12 protein-coding genes and 1 tRNA gene are annotated in these 16,610 nt (G+C 61.8%); 9 read left to right on the top strand and 4 right to left on the bottom strand.

What is annotated here, in order from left to right; all coding sequences use genetic code 11:
* Positions 1-3 precede the first annotated feature (3 nt).
* The 4 genes from pgaA to pgaD are packed head-to-tail and all read left to right on the top strand — an operon-like array spanning position 4 to position 6,375.
* Positions 4-2,484 carry a poly-beta-1,6 N-acetyl-D-glucosamine export porin PgaA gene (pgaA, locus tag JFU48_RS06260; RefSeq protein WP_201136097.1) on the top strand — a complete coding sequence of 827 codons (2,481 nt, stop codon included), beginning with the start codon at positions 4-6 and terminating at the stop codon, positions 2,482-2,484.
* Positions 2,485-2,496: 12 nt separating this feature from the next.
* A complete protein-coding gene (pgaB, locus tag JFU48_RS06255) occupies positions 2,497-4,494 on the top strand; it encodes a poly-beta-1,6-N-acetyl-D-glucosamine N-deacetylase PgaB (RefSeq protein ID WP_201136096.1) in 1,998 nt (665 codons plus the stop codon).
* A gap of 1 nt (position 4,495) precedes the next feature.
* A complete protein-coding gene (pgaC, locus tag JFU48_RS06250; protein WP_003220490.1) occupies positions 4,496-5,851 on the top strand; it encodes a poly-beta-1,6-N-acetyl-D-glucosamine synthase in 1,356 nt (451 codons plus the stop codon).
* Positions 5,848-6,375 (top strand): poly-beta-1,6-N-acetyl-D-glucosamine biosynthesis protein PgaD, encoded by a 528-nt coding sequence (gene pgaD / locus JFU48_RS06245; RefSeq protein WP_003220491.1) that lies wholly within the window; start codon positions 5,848-5,850, stop codon positions 6,373-6,375. The genes pgaC and pgaD overlap by 4 nt, the downstream gene beginning before the upstream one ends.
* 31 nt (positions 6,376-6,406) lie before the next feature.
* Here pgaD and JFU48_RS06240 read toward each other — a convergent pair whose 3' ends face one another.
* A complete protein-coding gene (locus tag JFU48_RS06240) occupies positions 6,407-7,930 on the bottom strand; it encodes an FAD-dependent oxidoreductase (protein WP_201136095.1) in 1,524 nt (507 codons plus the stop codon).
* Between the two features lie 139 nt (positions 7,931-8,069).
* On the opposite strand from JFU48_RS06240, the gene JFU48_RS06235 reads away from it, so the two are divergent.
* Together JFU48_RS06235 and JFU48_RS06230 are read left to right on the top strand one after the other, a co-directional pair.
* Positions 8,070-8,630, top strand: a complete 561-nt coding sequence (locus JFU48_RS06235; protein WP_003220497.1) for a YbhB/YbcL family Raf kinase inhibitor-like protein — start codon at positions 8,070-8,072, stop codon at positions 8,628-8,630.
* 229 nt (positions 8,631-8,859) lie between these two features.
* Entirely contained in the window at positions 8,860-9,072 is a 213-nt protein-coding gene (locus tag JFU48_RS06230) for a hypothetical protein (protein ID WP_045122693.1), read from the top strand.
* A 77-nt stretch (positions 9,073-9,149) separates the two neighbouring features.
* On the opposite strand, the gene JFU48_RS06225 is transcribed toward JFU48_RS06230, so the two are convergent.
* A tRNA-Arg gene (locus JFU48_RS06225) sits at positions 9,150-9,226 on the bottom strand.
* Positions 9,227-9,671: 445 nt separating this feature from the next.
* Between JFU48_RS06225 and gabD the strand changes: the two genes are divergently transcribed.
* The 3 genes from gabD (at position 9,672) to JFU48_RS06210 (ending at position 13,929) form a co-directional block, all read left to right on the top strand.
* Positions 9,672-11,114: an NADP-dependent succinate-semialdehyde dehydrogenase gene (gene gabD, locus JFU48_RS06220; RefSeq protein ID WP_201136094.1), complete on the top strand. Its 1,443-nt coding sequence runs from the start codon at positions 9,672-9,674 to the stop codon at positions 11,112-11,114.
* A gap of 185 nt (positions 11,115-11,299) precedes the next feature.
* Positions 11,300-12,577 (top strand): 4-aminobutyrate--2-oxoglutarate transaminase, encoded by a 1,278-nt coding sequence (gene gabT, locus JFU48_RS06215; RefSeq protein WP_003220503.1) that lies wholly within the window; start codon positions 11,300-11,302, stop codon positions 12,575-12,577.
* Between the two features lie 140 nt (positions 12,578-12,717).
* Positions 12,718-13,929 carry a response regulator gene (locus JFU48_RS06210; RefSeq protein WP_003220504.1) on the top strand — a complete coding sequence of 404 codons (1,212 nt, stop codon included), beginning with the start codon at positions 12,718-12,720 and terminating at the stop codon, positions 13,927-13,929.
* Between the two features lie 137 nt (positions 13,930-14,066).
* On the opposite strand, the gene JFU48_RS06205 is transcribed toward JFU48_RS06210, so the two are convergent.
* Positions 14,067-15,056: a GGDEF domain-containing protein gene (locus JFU48_RS06205; RefSeq protein ID WP_201136093.1), complete on the bottom strand. Its 990-nt coding sequence runs from the start codon at positions 15,054-15,056 to the stop codon at positions 14,067-14,069.
* Between the two features lie 247 nt (positions 15,057-15,303).
* Positions 15,304-16,488, bottom strand: coding sequence for a delta-9 fatty acid desaturase DesA (desA, locus tag JFU48_RS06200; RefSeq protein ID WP_003220506.1), 1,185 nt, complete (start codon positions 16,486-16,488; stop codon positions 15,304-15,306).
* Between the last annotated feature and the right edge of the window lie 122 nt (positions 16,489-16,610).

The raw sequence follows: 16,610 nt of genomic DNA, 5'->3' as shown, positions 1-16,610 counted from the left end.
CGAATGCCGCGTATTGATGTGCCTGTTCTACATCGTGGTTTACGCCCGTTGTTTCGTGTCGCGCTGTGCAGCCAGTTGCTCTGGCCGGCACTGGCGTTTGCCGATACGCCCTATGATCAGATGGTGCGTGATGCCCGTGCCGGGCAGACCACGCCTGCGCTGAATGTGCTGCGTCAGGTGCCACCCGGGCAATCGACCACCGGCCAGATCAGCGATCACCTGCAGATCGCCAGTTGGGCGGGCCTTGATGCCGAAGTGGTGCAGGTCTATGAGACCCAGGGTCGCGACCGTGCGCTGCCGGTGCAGGCACTGACCGCCACGGCCCGTGCCTATCGCAACCTCAAGCGTTGGGATCAGGCAATCCAGGTCTACAACAAAGCCCTGGCGCTGGAGCCGAGCAACGCTGATCTGCAACTGGGGCTGGCGCTGACCCAGGCCGACTCGGGCAAACCCGACGAAGCCGTCGCCCGCGCCAAAGCGCTGGTCGCCGCCAAACCCGATGATCCGACTCGTCGCCTGGCGCTGGGCTATGCCCTGACCCGCGCCGGCAAGCAATACGATGCCCTGTTTGAATATGATCAGGCGTTCATCCGCGCCGGCAGCAAACCGGACGTTGCCCGTGAGTATGTGGTCGCCCTGCAAAAGGCGCGTCTGCCGGAGCCGGCACTGCGTCTGGCCAACCAGCGTCCGGGCCTGATCGACCCGGTAACCCTGCGCCGCCTCGAAGGCGACCTGGCCGCCGAGCGTGTGCGCCTCGCCGAGTTCGCCACCCGCAGCGAAAAAGAGCGCTATGTCATCGCCGACCGCGCGCTGGCCGACTACGACAAGCTGCTCGCCACTTGGACCCCCGACGCCAGTTCCCACGACGACGTGGTTCGCTGGCGCATCGACCGCATGGGCGCCCTCAAGGCGCGGACGCGAACCGCTGAAGTCATCAGCGAATACCAGAAGCTGCAAGCCGAAGGCGTGAAGGTTCCGACCTACGCCTTGCGTTGGGTCGCGGCGTCGTATCTGGATCAGCGCCAGCCGGAAATCTCCACCGATCTGTACCGTCAGGTGCTGGCGGCACCTGACGCCGATCCGGGGGATCGTCTGGAAGACACCACCGCCCTGTATTACTCGCTGCTGGAAAGTGATCACCCCGAGGAGGCCCGCAAGGTTGCGGATGATCTGGCCAAGTCAGAGAAGCCACGGGTCGAACTCAAGGGTCTGCCAATCGGCAACCCCAACGACGAGTGGATGGATGCTCAGCAACTGGCCGCGCAGGCCGGGACGTACGGCGCCGACCTGCCTCACGGCGAGGAAGGCCTGCAGACCCTGGTCGACCAGGCGCCGGGCAACGTCGGCTTGCGCGTGGCCCAGGCGGATCTGTATCTGGCCCGTGACTGGCCGCGCCGCGCCGAGAGTCAGCTCAAGGAAGTCGAGAGCATGGTGCCGCGCGACATGAGCCTGGAACTCGCTCAGGCGCGCACCGCGATGACCCTGCAGGAATGGCGGCAAATGGATGCGCTGACCGACGACCTCGTCGAGCGTTTCCCTGACAATCGCCAGGTGCAGCGCGCCGAGCGTGAGCGTGAAGTGCATGACATGTCCGAACTGCGCGTCGAAGCCTACGGCGGCAAGGCCAATGGCGGCGGCAGCAGCGGCGCCGGGGCGGTCAGCGGCAGTCGTGATTTCGGTATCCAGAGCACGCTGTACAGCCCGCCGATCGATGAAGACTGGCGCGTGTTCGTGGGTGCCGGTTATGCCACTGGTGATTTTGCCGAAGGCACCGGCACCGACCGCTTCCAGCGCGTGGGTCTGGAGCGGCGTACCCGCGACATGACCCTGGAAGCCGAAGTCTCCAACCACGACTACGGCTATGGCGACAAGCAAGGCGCGCGCGTGGCGATTGCCCGTGACATCAACGACAACTGGCAGTACGGCGGCAGCTTCTCCTATCTGTCGGCCGAGACGCCGTTGCGTGCGTTGAACAGCGATATCAAGGCCAACGGCGGCAACGCGTTCATCCGCTGGCGCGCCAACGAAAGCCGCGAGTGGAAACTGTCGGTCAGCCCGTCGCACTTCAGCGACGGCAACAACCGCGTCGAGGCCCTGCTCACCGGGCGCGAGGGCGTCTACAGCGCGCCGAACATACAGGTCGATGCCGGTCTGGAGGTCGGCACCAGCCACAACTCCAATTCCGAGGATGTGCCGTACTTCAACCCGAAGTCGGACTTCAGCGTCATGCCGACGGTCAACGTCAATCACGTGCTCTACCACCGCTACGAAACCTCCTGGAGCCAGCAGTTCCAGGCCGGTGCGGGCACCTACAGCCAGCGTGATTACGGTACTGGCGGCATGGCGATGCTCGGTTATGGCCAGCGTTATGCCTGGAACGACGTGTTCGAGGTGGGCGGCTTGTTCAGTGTGATCAACCGGCCCTACGACGGCGATCGGGAAACCGATCTGCGTCTGCTCGTCGACCTCACTTTCCGCTTCTAGAAGAGTTTGAAGATGCCTTTGATTTCGCGTTTCATCCTTCTGCTGGGAGTGCTGCTGGTCAGCGCCTGTGCCCAGCAAGCCCCGGCTTTCGCGCCGCCGTCGGAACGACCGCTGGCGGCCAGCGAAAAACCGTGGCCGAAAAATCACGTGCTGGGCATTGCTTATCACGACATCGAAGACCGCGATCCCGATCAGGCGGTGGTGGCAGTACGTACCGAACGCATGATCGAACAACTGGCCTGGCTGCGCGAGAACGGCTACAAGCCGGTGACGGTCGACCAGATCATGGCCGCCCGCAAGGGGGGACCGGAGCTGCCGCCGAAGGCGATTCTGCTCAGTTTCGACGATGGTTATTCGAGCTTCTATACCCGCGTGCTGCCGGTGCTGCGCGCCTACAACTGGCACGCACTGCTCGCGCCGGTCGGCACCTGGATCGATACACCCTCCAACCAACGGGTGGATTTCGCTGGCGATATGCGTCCGCGTTCCGAGTTTCTGACCTGGGACCAGGTGCGGGAAATCTCGCAATCGGGGCTGGTGGAAATCGCCGCTCACACCGACGCGAGCCACAAGGGCATCCTCGCCAACCCCCAGGGCAACCTGCAGCCGGCGGCCGCGACCCGGCGTTATGATCCGGTGACCAAACGCTATGAATCGGAAGATGATTTCCGCGCACGGATTCGCAACGACGTGGTGACCATTTCGGAAAAAATCCGCAAGGTCACCGGCAAGAAGCCGCGCGTCTGGGTCTGGCCGTACGGGACGGCGGATGGCACTTCGCTGACGGTGATTGGCGAAGAAGGCTATGAATTGGCTCTGACGCTCGACGACGGCCTCGACGCTCTCGACAACCTGATGAGCAGCCCGCGCTTCCTCGTTGCCTCCGATCCTGACGGCGAACACTTCGCCAACAGCATCGTCGCGGTGCAGTCGGATTTCACCATGCGCGTGGTGCATGTGGATCTGGACAATGTCTACGACCCTGATCCGGCGCAGCAGGAAATCAACCTCGGCAAACTGATCCAGCGCATGGCCGACATGGGCGCCAACACCGTGTTCCTGCAAGCTTTCGCCGATCCGAAAGGCGATGGTCTGGTGCACTCGCTGTATTTCCCCAACCGTCACTTGCCGGTGCGCGCCGATATCTTCGACCGTGTAGCCTGGCAACTGCGGACACGGGCCCACGTGAAAGTGTTCGCGTGGATGCCGGTGCTGAGTTTCGGCCTCGATGCGAAGCTTCCGCGCGTAACTCGCTGGGATCCGAAGACCGGCACCACTGCGGTGGATCCGGACCAGTACCAGCGTCTGTCGCCGTTCGATCCGCAAGTGCGGCGGATCATTGGCGAAATCTACGAAGACGTGGCGCGCCTGACTTCGGTCGACGGCATCCTTTACCACGACGACGCGGTGCTCTCGGATTTCGAAGATGCCAGCCCCGAGGCCCTGAAGGCTTATGCCGCGCATGGCCTGCCGGGGTCCATTGCTGCGCTTCGCGATGATCCGGCAGCCATGCAGCGCTGGACGCGCTTCAAGAGCCAATACCTGATCGACTTCACCAATGAGCTGACCGCCAAGGTACGTGCGATCCGTGGCCCGCAAGTGCTGACCGCACGCAACATCTTCGCCGAACCGGTGCTCAATCCCGACAGCGAAGCCTGGTTCGCGCAGAACCTCGACGACTTCCTCGTGGCCTACGACTGGACGGCGCCGATGGCCATGCCGCTGATGGAAAAACAGACCCAGGCGCAATCCGGCCCGTGGCTCGAAGCGCTGGTGGCAAAGATCAAACAGCGCCCCGGCGCCCTGGACCGCACAGTTTTCGAATTGCAGGCCCGCGACTGGACGAAAAAGGATCAGGCCGACATCGACGGTGCGCAACTGGCCGACTGGATGGGCCGGCTCAAGCGTCAGGGTGCGACCAGTTTCGGTTACTACCCGGACAACTTCCTCGACAACCTGCCGGACCTGAAAACCGTAAGGCCTGCGCTCTCCAACAAATGGAACCCATGACATGCTGGATAGACTGTTAGCCCTGCTTGTTCTGGCGCTCGTCCTCGGCGTGCCGCTGGGGTTGATCTTCCTGGTCACCGGGCAGTTCCTGATGGACTTCGTGTTCTTCTACCCGTTGTTCATGTCCGGCCTGTGGATTGCCGGCGGCCTGTATTTCTGGCTGCACTGGGAGCGCCACTGGCCGTGGAAGGACGACACCCTGCCGCCGCCACTGGAAGGCGAGCCGCTGATCTCGATCCTGATTCCTTGCTACAACGAAGGTGAAAACGCCGCCGACACCATTCATGCGGCGTTGGCCCAGCATTACCCGAACATCGAAGTCATCGCGATCAACGACGGCTCCAAGGACAACACCGCCGAAGTGCTCGACCGGCTCGCTCAGGAAGACCCGCGGCTGCGGGTCCTGCATCTGGCGGAAAACCAGGGCAAGGCCGTGGCCCTGCGCATGGGCGCCATCGCTGCGCGCAGCGAATATCTGGTGTGCATCGACGGTGACGCACTGCTGGCGCCGAACACCGCGGCCTATCTGGTGGCGCCGATGCTCGACAACGCGCGCCTCGGCGCGGTGACCGGCAACCCGCGGATTCGCACGCGTTCGACGCTGGTCGGGCGAGTGCAGGTTGGCGAGTTCTCATCGATCATCGGGCTGATCAAGCGCACGCAACGGGTGTTCGGGCGGATCTTCACCGTGTCCGGCGTGATCGTCGCGTTCCGCCGTACGGCGCTGAACCGGGTCGGCTACTGGAGCCCGGACATGATCACCGAAGACATCGACATCAGCTGGAAGCTGCAACTCGATCACTGGAGCATCTTCTACGAACCGCGTGCGCTGTGCTGGATCCTCATGCCGGAGACCCTCGGCGGCCTGTGGAAGCAGCGCCTGCGCTGGGCGCAGGGTGGTGCCGAAGTGCTGTTCAAGAACATCCGCGGCATCTGGCAGTACCGCCATCGTTATCTGTGGCCACTGCTGTTCGAATACTGCCTGTCGACCGGTTGGGCGTTCACCTTCCTGCTGTCGGTGATTTTCTGGGCGATCGGCAAGTTCGTGGTCATGCCCGACGCCATCGCCGTACACCACCTGATGCCGCCGGCGTTCACCGGACTGTTGCTGGCGTTCGTCTGTCTGGTGCAGTTCGCGGTCAGTATCGTTATCGACCGGCGCTACGAACCGGGGCTGGGCCGAACCATGTTCTGGGTGGTGTGGTATCCGCTGGTGTTCTGGTTCATCAGCCTGCTGACCACGCTCGTCAGTTTTCCCAAAGTGCTGTTCGGCCAACATCAGAAGCGTGCGCGTTGGGTCAGTCCTGACCGGGGTATCAAACCGGCCGGAGACGACGAAGAGGAGGTCATCAAATGAAAATCATCCGGACCCGCCAGCGGCCATTTCTGGTGGTCGTCGATGTGATCCTCACTGTGCTGGCCTGGGTTGGCCTGCTGTACCTGCTGATTCGCGGGTTGTGGCCATTGATCGAGACGCACGCCGGCGGGCCGCGGATCGACAGTTCGGCGTTCGAGGCCCTTGGTACGTTGGAGATTTACCTGTGGGTGGCGCTGGTCAATGCGGTCATTCTGATTGGCTGGGCGCGTTATCAGCAGCGCAAAAGCCGAAGCTTCGCGCAGCGTCGATTACCGGCACCGGTTGTCGATGACGAAGGCCTGAGCAAGAGCTTCAAGATCTGCGATGACCGCTTGCAGCAACTGCGCACCCCCGGGGTGATCACCATTCATAACGACCAGGAGGGCGATGTCAGCCGTGTCGTGCTGAACTTCAGGCCAGTCGAGGCCACGGAACTGCCACCGCCGCTGGCGCCGTTGGAGCATCCACGGGTGATCTTCCTGCACTCGGAAGACGATGACAATCGCGGGCCGACGGCTCACTGACCGGCTCACGCAACCTCGGCAGGAGCTGTATTCACCCGCGAATCAGCTCCCACGCTTCTTCCATCTCCAGCGGTTGCTTCATGCGTTCGGCGAGCATGGCCATCTCCCGCTCTTTCTCGCACGCCACGGCGGCAACGACGACGCCGTTTCTGCCGAACAGGCCAAGGAACGGTGGCTGTTCCGGCTCGCCGATGAACTCCACTTCATCCCAATGTTCGGCGTGGCCCAGGTAGTCGTAGTTCTTGCCGAAGTGCCAGGTCCAGAAAAACGGTACGTCCAGATAATGTTCGTCAGCGCCGAGCATGTTGGCGGCGGCAATGCGCGCGTGTTGCTGGGCCAGGCGCCAGTGTTCGATGCGTTGTGGCTGGCCGTTCAAGGGAAAGGTCGCGATGTCGCCAATCGCCCACAGGCCTTCAGCGACGCGCATGCCGGCATCGACCCGCAATGACTGATCCTTTTCCCTGGGGAGCGAAGCGAAGGCCTCGGTGGCCGGATGTACGCCGATCCCTGCCAGCACCAGATCCGCCTTCACCCGCAGGCCATTATCCAGCAGCACTGCCTCCACCTTGCCTTCACCAACGATTTCCCGCGCTTGATGCTCAGCGATGAACTTCACCCCGTTTTTTTCGTGAAGTGCACGGATCGCTTTGCCCACGGCTTCGCCGAACTGCGCGGCGAACGGTACCTGGTGCCGCGCCAGCACGGTCACTTCGAGGCCGTGCTGGCGCAACGCCGAAGCGCATTCGAGGGCGATAAAGCTGTCGCCGATGATTACCGCGCGTTGCTCCGCCTTGGCTGCGCTCATGATCTGCCCGGCTTGCGCCTTCGAGCGCAGGACAAAGACTTGCGGCAGATCGGCGCCGGGCAGCTCCAGTGAATTGGGCACAGCACCGGTGGCCAGCACGGCCGCGTCGTAACGCAGGGATTGGCCCTCGCGCAGGTGCAGGATTTTGCCGTCGACATCGATTGACCGGACTTCGTCCTGAAGGCGTTCGATGCGTTGTTCGCGGTAAAAATCGTCATCACGCAGCGGCGGGGTTTCGCTGACTTGCATCTCTGCGGCGAGGACGAATTTGCTCAGCACCGTACGGTCATAGCCGGCCTCGGGTTCATGGTCGATCATCACGACGCGGCCACCAAAGCCCTTTTCCCGCAGCGCCGCCGCACACGCCGTGCCTGCCGCTCCGGCGCCGACGATCACAAAGGTGCGCGCATCATCGGCCGGTGGAACATGCGGATCGAATATCGGCTGATCATCCACCCAGACTTCATCACCACGCATTTCCAGCGGATAACGCTTGAGGCTGTCCAGCGCCGGCGGTTCGCACAGTGCACCGTCCTCGGCGCGGAACGCGGCTTTGTGCCACGGGCAGATCAGACGACCATGGCACAGCGCTCCGTCAGCCAATGGCGCGCCGGCGTGTGGGCATTCGCCCTGAAATGCACGTAATTGGCCGGCGACACGCAACAAAACCAGCTTGCAGTCACCGATCTGCACCGGCAGGCCACGGTCTTCAGGGACATCGGCGAAACGGGCGACACGGTGCAGGCTCATGTTCGTGCTCCTGGCAGGTATTTCTCTTACGAGTTTGCGGCGCAGTGCGAGGTTCAGCCAATTGCTACTGCCACGGCACGAACGGTACGGCTATAGTTTGCAAGCCGACGAAGGCCCAACTGCACAAGGTGCTCCCGGAATGACCCGATTGACCTCTCTAAACCCTTGGCTGGCGGCCGTCGCCGTCGCCCTTTGCGTGCAGTTTCCGGCGCAGGCGGCCGAGCGCTTTACCCTCGACATCCCCGGTGTCTCGGACAACCGCCTGTTCACCTCGGCTGCCGCGAGCGATGCGGCAGGCTGTGGCGGCAAGAACCAGTCGCCAGCGCTGGCCTGGAATGCGGGCCCTGCCGGTACCCTGAGCTACGCGATCGTCATGCACGATCCGGACGGCCAGAAAGGCCTGGGCGTCGATCACTGGATTCACTACGGGATCAAGGCCACCACCCGGCAGATCCCGGCCGGTGTCGGCGCCAAATCCAACCTGGAAGGCGTGGGCGGTACCAACACCAAAGGCACCACCCACTACATCGGGCCTTGCCCTCCGGTCGGCGACAGCGCCCACCACTACATCATTCAGATCTACGCCCTCGATCTGGCCCCGGACGCCTTGCCCGCCGGCCTGACCCGCGCCGAGCTGATGGACAAAATCAAAGGCCACGTACTGCGTAACAGCAGCGTGGTGCGGCGTTATCACCGCTGAAGCTAATTTCGGCGGCGTTTAACCCGATCTGAAGGGGCTGCCTGCCTCAGTGGATGAATGATCACGTTCATTCACTGAGGCGGGCAGCCCATGTTTCGTTGCCTGCCTTTACCGCGACGCCTGTGCCGCGAACAAATCCGCTGCCAGCGAGCGGATGAATCTCCAGCCATTTGGCATTGCCCGGCAAAAACGCGCACTATCGGCCATGGCTGAAGCGCTGGAGAACAAAGTGGCACCAAAAATCGACCGCATCGCCCAACTCCTCAACTGCCCGCAGAAGGGCGAGGAGATGCGGCGAGCGATTACCGAGGCTCGCAAGGAGTTTCTGCTGAACCAGTCGGAAGAAGACGTCGTGGAAGAGGACGAGGTTTTTGAGGAGGTTGGGGAAGATCAGGAAGACGAAGACGACGATTACGACGAGTTTGACTGGACGACGGAGTGACCGCCGCCAGAGGACTGCGTTGCGCCCACAAAAAAGCCCCGGACCATCACAGTCCGGGGCTTTCTCGTTTCAATTCATGGTGCACCAGGCGGGATTCGAACCCACGACCCCTGCCTTCGGAGGGCAGTACTCTATCCAGCTGAGCTACTGGTGCAGCGGGCGACATCATACCTAGGTCGGCTCGGGGCGTCCATGCCGGGTTTGGGCGGGTTTTGTCAGTGCGCGTGTCGGTGCGCGGACGCTGCATTCCTTAAAGCTGTAACGTCCTGCAAAACCCTCGCTTGGCGCTTTTTCCCGGCTGATCTATGGTTTGGCTGCGGCCGGGGGTTTTTGCTCGTTGATCTGAAAAAACCAGCAAACGCTGGGTTTTTGTTCTTTTTTTCGAACGGCCTATTGTCCTTTAACCCCTTTGCTCCTACGATCCGTTTGAGATTTCAAACGCTCTTTGATCGGGTGTTGAGCCGCACGTGTTTGCAACCGTGCGCTATTTAGAGGTTTCAGCCCGGTCCATGATTTCCCTGACGGCAGCCTTGCGAGGCGCCTTTCTACAATCATAATTTTGCTCCGCGCAGGCCGCGGTGCTGTTAAGGAAAGCCGACATGCAGCTTAAAGACTCCCTGTTGTTCCGCCAGCAAGCCTTCATTGATGGCGCTTGGGTCGATGCGGACAACGGTCAGACGATCAAGGTCAACAACCCGGCCACCGGCGAAATCCTCGGCACCGTGCCGAAAATGGGCGCCGCCGAAACCCGCCGTGCCATCGAAGCCGCTGACAAAGCGCTGCCGGCCTGGCGTGCACTGACCGCCAAGGAGCGTGCAGGCAAGCTGCGTCGCTGGTTCGAACTGATGATCGAGAACCAGGACGACCTCGCGCGCCTGATGACCCTCGAGCAGGGCAAGCCGCTGGCTGAAGCCAAGGGCGAAATCGTTTACGCCGCTTCGTTCATCGAGTGGTTCGCCGAAGAAGCCAAGCGCATCTACGGCGACGTGATCCCGGGCCACCAGCCAGACAAGCGCCTGATCGTGATCAAGCAGCCGATCGGCGTGACCGCCGCAATCACCCCTTGGAACTTCCCGGCGGCGATGATCACCCGTAAAGCCGGCCCGGCGCTGGCCGCCGGTTGCACCATGGTGCTTAAGCCCGCGTCGCAAACCCCATTCTCCGCCTTCGCCCTGGCCGAACTGGCCCAGCGCGCCGGCATCCCTAAAGGCGTGTTCAGCGTGGTCTCCGGCAGCGCCGGCGACATCGGCAGCGAGCTGACCAGCAACCCGATCGTGCGCAAGCTGTCCTTCACCGGCTCGACCGAAATCGGTCGTCAGCTGATGGCGGAATGCGCCAAGGACATCAAGAAAGTCTCGCTGGAGCTGGGCGGCAACGCGCCGTTCATCGTGTTCGACGACGCAGACCTGGATAAGGCCGTCGAAGGCGCGATCATCTCCAAGTACCGCAACAACGGCCAGACCTGCGTCTGCGCCAACCGTCTGTACATTCAGGATTCGGTCTACGACGCGTTCGCCGAGAAGCTGAAAGTGGCGGTGGCCAAGCTGAAGATCGGCAACGGTCTGGAAGAAGGCACCACCACTGGCCCGCTGATCGACGAGAAAGCCGTGGCCAAGGTGCAAGAGCACATCGCTGACGCCGTGGCCAAAGGCGCCACCGTGCTGGCCGGTGGCAAGCCGATGGAAGGCAACTTCTTCGAGCCGACCATCCTGACCAACGTGCCGAAAGATGCCGCTGTCGCCAAGGAAGAAACCTTCGGCCCGCTGGCACCGCTGTTCCGCTTCAAAGACGAGGCCGAAGTGATCGCGATGTCCAACGACACCGAGTTCGGTCTGGCTTCCTACTTCTACGCTCGCGACCTGGGCCGGGTGTTCCGTGTGGCTGAAGCCCTGGAATACGGCATGGTCGGCGTCAACACCGGGTTGATCTCCAACGAAGTCGCGCCGTTCGGCGGCATCAAGGCGTCGGGCCTGGGCCGTGAAGGCTCCAAGTACGGCATCGAGGATTACCTGGAAATCAAATACCTCTGCCTGGGCATCTAAGCCGGGAAAGGGATCGCTGCAAACGCAAAGGGCACGAGAGCGCTGTCCCTTTGCGTCGTTTCAAACCGGAATTTTCTCTGCGGCCGGGAACGCCGTGGCAGTCGATCATCGCATGCTGCCACCGCCGATTCCTCCCGCTTAATCCTTGAACCACGCCGCCCGATGAGCGGTGAATGAGGACTGTAATGAGCAAGACTAATGCTGAACTGATGGCCCGTCGTACCGCAGCTGTTCCGCGTGGTGTTGGCCAGATTCACCCGATCTTCGCTGAGTCGGCGAAGAACGCTACTGTGACTGACGTTGAAGGTCGTGAATTCATCGACTTCGCCGGCGGTATCGCTGTGCTGAACACCGGCCACGTGCACCCGAAAATCATCGCCGCCGTGACCGAACAGCTGAACAAGCTGACCCACACCTGCTTCCAGGTACTGGCCTACGAGCCGTACGTTGAGCTGTGCGAAAAGATCAACGCCAAGGTGCCAGGTGATTTCGCCAAGAAAACCCTGCTGGTGACCACCGGTTCCGAAGCCGTGGAAAACGCCGTGAAAATCGCCCGTGCCGCCACTGGCCGTGCCGGTGTGATCGCCTTCACCGGCGCTTACCACGGTCGCACCATGATGACCCTGGGCCTGACCGGTAAAGTCGTGCCTTACTCGGCCGGCATGGGCCTGATGCCAGGCGGCATCTTCCGCGCGCTGTACCCGAACGAACTGCACGGTGTGAGCATCGACGATTCGATCGCGTCCATCGAACGCATCTTCAAGAACGACGCCGAGCCGAAAGACATCGCCGCGATCATCATCGAGCCTGTGCAGGGTGAAGGTGGTTTCTACGTCGCGCCGAAAGAATTCATGAAGCGTCTGCGTGCCCTGTGCGACCAGCACGGTATCCTGCTGATCGCTGACGAAGTGCAGACCGGCGCTGGCCGTACCGGCACCTTCTTCGCCATGGAACAGATGGGCGTTGCTGCCGATCTGACCACCTTCGCCAAATCCATCGCTGGCGGCTTCCCGCTGGCCGGTGTCTGCGGCAAGGCCGAATACATGGACGCCATCGCTCCAGGCGGCCTCGGCGGCACCTACGCCGGTAGCCCGATCGCTTGCGCTGCGGCCTTGGCCGTGATGGAAGTGTTCGAAGAAGAACAACTGCTGGACCGCTGCAAGGCTGTCGGCGAGCGTCTGGTGACTGGCCTGAAGGCCATTCAGGCCAAGTACCCGGTGATCGGCGAAGTGCGTGCCCTGGGCGCGATGATTGCGGTCGAGCTGTTCGAAAACGGCGACAGCCACAAGCCAAACCCGACCGCCGTTGCGGCAGTCGTGGCCAAGGCGCGTGACAAGGGCCTGATCCTGCTGTCCTGCGGCACCTACGGCAACGTGCTGCGCGTACTCGTACCGCTGACCTCGCCGGATGAGCAACTGGACAAAGGTCTGGCGATCATCGAAGAGTGCTTCTCGGAGCTGTAAGCCCGGCACTGTGTGATCGGCTCGACAAAAAACCCGCTTCGGCGGGTTTTTTTACGCCCCTTGAAACACATCAGGCGCTTTTGCGCTGTATCGAAAGGCCAGCATTGGCTAAGGTTCAGGCATTGCAAGGGAGAGCGCGCATGACTGCCGTTGATTTACCCGCCGTACCCCGAGTGCTGATTGCCGAGGCTGACCCATGGTCTCGTGACCTGCTCAAACAAGTGCTGCTCAATGTGCGCTGCGATGCGCGACTGGATCTGTGTGCCGACGGCCAGCAAGCGCTGTCGTTGCTTAGCGAAGTGCCGTATGACCTGGCCATCGTCGATTGGGAGTTGCCGGGCATCGACGGTCTGAGCGTGCTGCGCAGCGTACGCCAGCGCAAACGCAATCCGCCGCTGCCGTTCATTCTGATGAGCAGTCGTAACGACAGCGCCAGCGTGCGCGAAGCCATACCGCTGGCCCCGACGGCCTACCTGACCAAACCGTTGAACATGGAAAGCCTGACCGAGCGACTGCAGGGTTTGCTGCTGAACGCGGGTGAAGAGGTGTTCTGCGAAGTGCCGACGCTGGCGCCGGGCATGACCTTGTCGGTGTTCCTCGAGCGACGCCGCGAGCAGGCCGATGGCGCGCCGTTGATGACCGATGTGCAGGTGGCGGTCAAACGCAGCCTCAATCCCAATGGCCTCGACCTGAAGCTGCTGGAAGAAGAGATCCGCACTGATCCGCAGATCACCGCCGTGCTGATCGCCGCCGCCAACAGCGCGGCGCAGCATCATGGCGCAGCGGTACAGACCCTGGGGCAGGCGCTGCATCGGCTCGGCACCGGGCAGAGCATGAACCTGATCCTCGGCCTGGCGCTCAAACGCAGCGCCAAGCTCAGTGACCCGTGCCTGGCGGACTACGCCGAGCGCTACTGGGGGCTGTCGCTGCACACTGCGGAATACGCGCGCACACTGGCGCGCCTGCTCGATCTGGATCAGGAGCGCTGCTACTGCGCCGGTATGTTGCATCGTCTCGGTGACCTGGCGTTGCTACGCTGTTTGCAGGAGTGGCAGCAGGCCGGTGGCGCACTGGATGAACTGGAGGAAGTCGGCGAGGCGCTGGCGGAATTCGGCGCGGCCTACGGTTCGGCGCTGCGCACGCGCTGGCGCCTGCCGCTGGAGCTGCGGGAGCTGATTGCTTCGGTTTACCAGCTCGGTGGCGGGGTGTATTCCCGTGAGGCGCTGGTGATGAACATGGCAGCGCAAATGGCCCGTCTGACCGAGCATGAGGGCGTTGAAGAGCTGGCGAAGAGTCGTACGGCGCGGTTGCTGAAGATCGGGCTGCCGGAATTGATGCGGATGCGTAAGTAACCGGATTTGCATAAACCCCTGTGGGAGCGGGCTTGCTCGCGAAGGCGGTCTATCAGCACCACAAATGCTGAATGACCCAACGCCTTCGCGAGCAAGCCCGCTCCCACATTGGATCTCTGAGTGGCTGAAATTCTGGATCAGGCAGAGATGATCCGGTTCTTGCCCTGACGCTTGGCCTCATACATTGCCGCATCCGCCCGGGCGAACAGGCTGTCGAGGCTTTGGTCTTCGTCCTTCAGGCTGGTCAATCCCTGGCTGACGTTGATGCTGAAGGTCTGGCCTTCAATATTGAAGCTCAACCGTTGAATCTCCTGCTGCAGCCGCTCGGCCACCTGCATCGCCATGTCCGGTGCGCAAGCGGGGAACACGGCGGCGAACTCCTCGCCGCCGATACGTCCGAACAGATCGCCGCGGCGTAACGACGCGCGCCCGCACTCGGCGATGCGCTGCAGCACATTGTCACCTTCCGGATGGCCGTAGCTGTCGTTGATCAGTTTGAAGTCATCGATATCCAGCAGCAGAAAGGCTAGAGGCGCACCTTGCAGGCGCGCCTCTTCGAACTCGCGGTTGGCGCATTCGAAGAAATGGCGGCGGTTGCTGCTCTGGGTCAGCACGTCAGTGGTGGCCAGCCGTTGCAGCTCGGTTTCCATGTGCTTTTTGTCAGTGATGTCCTCGGCGATGCCGACGATAATCACCGGTTGTCCAGGCTCATCCTGACGGTTGATGAAGCACTTGTCGCTGAGCCAACGGACCTGGCCGTCGGCGGCGATGATCCGGTATTCTCGGTCTTCCACTGCGCCTTTGTGCAGCACTTCGGCAAGGCTGCGTTCGGCGTAGTCCAGATCGTCGGGGTAGATGCTGTCGCGCCACTGGTTGTAGTCGGCCAGCAACAGGCCTGCGGAGCGACCGAAAATCCGCTCGTAGGCCGGGCTGACATACAGCACCTGACGGGTTTCCCAATTGAAGGCCCAGAGTACCGCGTTGACGCTCACCAGCAGCGAGCTGAACAGCTGCTCGCGTTCGCTCAGGCGCGCCACTTCACCTTGGGCGTGCATCAATGCCATCAGGGTTTGCGCGGCTTCGGGCCACTGCGGGATGGATGAGTCTTTTTGATTGTTGTTGACCATCGGCACTTATCTCAAAGGGCGTGCCGCAATATCGACAACGGCCACAGTACTGCCCGCCGGGGTGGCGAAGTGTCTTTGAGATAGGGGATTGTTGGCTTAGTTCCGCGCTTTTGTGGCGAGGGAGCTTGCTCCCGCCGGGCGGTAGGAACGACGCGTTTTGTCTGTCAAAACGCGTCGCCTGATCTACCACTGCTGCGCAGTCGATCGGGAATGAATCCCCTCACCACAGGGGACTCATTCACCGCAGTCAGACTGCGGCGGGGCGTAACGAGTAGGTTTTCAACTGGTCGGCGAATTCACGCAGGGACTGGATGCCGCTGGCCTCGGCCTCGTGCACCCATTCCTTGATGGCGGCGAGCATGTCGTGGCCATTGGCGCTGGTCTTGACCCAGATCTGCTGCAAGGCCAGGCGTTTTTCATAAATGACCTTCAGCGCCTGGCTGTGCTCGAGCATGTTCTGGATGCGCAAGTGATGACGGTCTTCCAGCAGGCTGGTTTCCCGCGACAGCAGGCGTTTGGCCCGATGGAATTGATGGCGTACCGAATGATCGACCTTGTCCAGCTCCTGCTTGACCAGCGGCCCGATCACCAATTTGCGGTACTGGGCCATGATCTGGAACCGGTTGTTGAGGATCGCCATGGCGGTGTCCATGTCCAGATTGCCCTTGCCTTCGACACGGTGGGCAATCGGTGCCACGCGCTGCACCTTGGCCAGACCGAAGAAGCTGAAGACCTTGATCCATGCCCAGCCGAGGTCGAACTCCCACTTCTTCACCGACAGCTTGGCCGAGTTGGGGTAGGTGTGATGGTTGTTGTGCAGTTCTTCGCCACCGATCAGGATGCCCCATGGCACCAGATTGGTTGCCGCATCGCGGCATTCGAAGTTGCGATAGCCAATGGCATGGCCGAGACCGTTGACCACGCCGGCCGCCCAGACCGGGATCCACATCATCTGGATCGCCCAGATGGTGATGCCGATGGTGCCGAACAGCAGCAGGTCGATCACGCCCATGATGGCGACGCCGAGCAGCGGATAGCGGCTGTAGACGTTGCGTTCGATCCAGTCTTCGGGGCAGTTCTTGCCGTAGATGCGCAGGGTCTCCGGGTTCTCGGCTTCGGCGCGATACAGCTCGGCGCCTTTGCGCAGCACGGTGGACAGGCCCTTGATGACCGGACTGTGCGGGTCATCTTCGGTTTCGCATTTGGCGTGGTGTTTGCGGTGGATGGCGGTCCACTCGCGGGTGTTCTGCGCCGTGGTCAGCCACAGCCAGAAGCGGAAAAAGTGTTTCAGACCGGCGTTCAGCTCAAGCGAACGGTGGGCCGAGTAACGGTGCAGATAGACCGTGACGGCGACAATTGTCACGTGGGTCATCAGCAGGGTGACCGCGACCAGTGACCAGGCCGACAAGCCAAGAAAACCTTCGTACCACATAGGCTATAGGGCCCTCGATAAAGATAAAAACAGCCGTTGCATTATCACCAAGCACACAGATAAAACCAGTCGCCCTTTCAGATAAGAGTCGCTGGATGTTTCTTGACCTATAATTCCAACCT

The sequence above is a fragment of the Pseudomonas sp. TH49 genome (genome assembly GCF_016650625.1).
Taxonomy (GTDB): domain Bacteria; phylum Pseudomonadota; class Gammaproteobacteria; order Pseudomonadales; family Pseudomonadaceae; genus Aquipseudomonas; species Aquipseudomonas fluorescens_H.
This window is presented reverse-complemented; position numbering and strand designations above follow the sequence as displayed.

Coding starts and splice junctions, on each gene's coding strand:
- pgaA (WP_201136097.1), top strand. CDS start 4: ATGCCGCGTATTGATGTGCCTGTTCTACATCGTGGTTTACGCCCGTTG.
- pgaB (WP_201136096.1), top strand. CDS start 2,497: ATGCCTTTGATTTCGCGTTTCATCCTTCTGCTGGGAGTGCTGCTGGTC.
- pgaC (WP_003220490.1), top strand. CDS start 4,496: ATGCTGGATAGACTGTTAGCCCTGCTTGTTCTGGCGCTCGTCCTCGGC.
- pgaD (WP_003220491.1), top strand. CDS start 5,848: ATGAAAATCATCCGGACCCGCCAGCGGCCATTTCTGGTGGTCGTCGAT.
- JFU48_RS06240 (WP_201136095.1), bottom strand. CDS start 7,930: ATGAGCCTGCACCGTGTCGCCCGTTTCGCCGATGTCCCTGAAGACCGT.
- JFU48_RS06235 (WP_003220497.1), top strand. CDS start 8,070: ATGACCCGATTGACCTCTCTAAACCCTTGGCTGGCGGCCGTCGCCGTC.
- gabD (WP_201136094.1), top strand. CDS start 9,672: ATGCAGCTTAAAGACTCCCTGTTGTTCCGCCAGCAAGCCTTCATTGAT.
- gabT (WP_003220503.1), top strand. CDS start 11,300: ATGAGCAAGACTAATGCTGAACTGATGGCCCGTCGTACCGCAGCTGTT.
- JFU48_RS06210 (WP_003220504.1), top strand. CDS start 12,718: ATGACTGCCGTTGATTTACCCGCCGTACCCCGAGTGCTGATTGCCGAG.
- JFU48_RS06205 (WP_201136093.1), bottom strand. CDS start 15,056: ATGGTCAACAACAATCAAAAAGACTCATCCATCCCGCAGTGGCCCGAA.
- desA (WP_003220506.1), bottom strand. CDS start 16,488: ATGTGGTACGAAGGTTTTCTTGGCTTGTCGGCCTGGTCACTGGTCGCG.